This window comes from Zavarzinella formosa DSM 19928 (genome assembly GCF_000255705.1).
In the GTDB taxonomy this organism is placed as follows: Bacteria; Planctomycetota; Planctomycetia; order Gemmatales; family Gemmataceae; genus Zavarzinella; species Zavarzinella formosa.
The window spans coordinates 4,561-6,267 of record NZ_JH636441.1; the positions used below are offsets into that span (position 1 = coordinate 4,561).

A 1,707-nucleotide genomic window follows, 5' to 3' on the forward strand; every position below is an offset into this window, starting at 1 on the left:
CCGCGTCGGCCGGGTTCGGGGCGTAGTGCAACTGGTTCGCGTAGAAATCCGGCGTGCCCCGCGCCGGCTCGCGCTCGTTGAGCAGGCGCTCGGTCAGGTAGGCCAGCGTGCTGACCAGGCAGACGCGGGCCGGGTTCTTGTCCAGCACGGTGTCCTTCGCGGCCTCGTAGACCGTTTCGAAGTTGACGACGGCGGCCCGGAGGTCCTTGGCCGTCAGCGGCCCCGTGCCCGCGGCCAGCGCGTCCAAATCCTGCGGGCGTGTCACCGGCAGTTGGTCGAACCGGCTGACCACGGCAAGGATCCGGCTTTTGGCCTGGTTGCCCCAGATGCGCAACAAGTCGTCCAAGAACGCCCGTTTTTGGCCCGGCTGCCGGCCGTTGAGCAGGACCAGGACCGTGTCAACGTCCTGCAACTCCTCGGCGCAAATCACCGAGTCGCGGAAGTTCGACTCGTCGGCGTCCGCGCCGGGACAATCGACGATTCGCATGTGGTCCCCCCCGAGCGACTCCGCGACCAAGGGGGAGAGGGTTGCCCGGACGTGAATTTTGTGGACGACGGGGAACAACGCTTTCAATTGTTCGGGCGACAGGGTGGGCAGTGGCGACGGGGCGGCCGGCGGCGCGGGCGGGAATTCGACCTTCCACTTGTCCAAGGGGATGCCGTAATGGCTGCGGTCCGTGCTGAGGGCCATCAGGGCGTGCGCCTGCGCCTCGTCGCCGATCAGGAACTCCCGGCCGAGCCAGTCCCCGGCGTAGGCGACCGTCCGGGTCAGACGAAACACTTCAAACGCGATCGTCTTGAGTTGCCGGCCCATGGCCTCCGCGTGGGCCGCTTGCGCCCATTCCTGAGCTTTGATCCAGCTCAGCGTGTTGTCAATACCAAACTCGGCCGCATCCAGCAGGACATTAAGCCGGTCGAGCCGGTCGCGGGTTTGCTCGCTGCGCGCCTCGGTCAGCAGACGCCGAAGGATTTGCGCGGCGTCCGTGTCTCTCGACATGAACGCGACTTTCCATCCGCCCAACTCGGTGCGGGCCTGGGTTCCCGCCACGAGTTCAAATTCGACGATGTTGCCGCTGGTCGGCCGCTCATCGACAAGGTCTTTGAGCCGGCCCGCACACCCGAGCAGTGTTTCCAGCAGCCGGGTTTTGCCCGCGCTGAAGGCCCCGACGAGGCCGAGCCGGGAGGGCTGCCGGGATTCACCCGCCAGTTTCTTGGCTTCTTGGATGGCGATTTTTAGAAGCTGGCGCACTTTCTCCGCGGCGGCCCCGAACAGGACGCTCCGCTCGAGCAGCGCCTCCAGCCGGGCTATGCACGCGTCAATGTCTTTCTGGATCAGGGACAGAATCATGGCGGGACATCTCCTGGTGCGGACGAGTCAAGGGGAGCCGGGGCTCCGGGTTGCTATTCGCGGCGGCGGCATTTGGGAAACGGGCCGCCGGCCACGATAGGGTTCACAAAATCTGTGCGTTGCTTTGATGGTTGCGACCGAGTCTGGCGGGGAGGAACCCGCGCAAACACAGTTCTAACGAAACACCGGAACACATACAATCATCTTGCTTGTGGAATCCGAAATTAAACAACTCTGCGGCCGGGTTGCCGGAGTTCCCGCTCACGGCCCGGCGCCGAGGCGAGAGTCCAGCGGGATCACCGTGGCGAGGTGCGGCGCCGGCTCCCTGATGACCGCGCGGTCCCGCAGGTTGGCGGCGG

General features: G+C 65.6%; 1 protein-coding gene. It reads right to left on the bottom strand.

From position 1 onward, the window contains the following. On the bottom strand, positions 1-1,348 hold a 1,348-nt coding region (locus tag BGIM_RS64860; protein WP_020470833.1), incomplete at its 3' end, for a P-loop NTPase family protein. Positions 1,349-1,707: the final 359 nt, after the last annotated feature.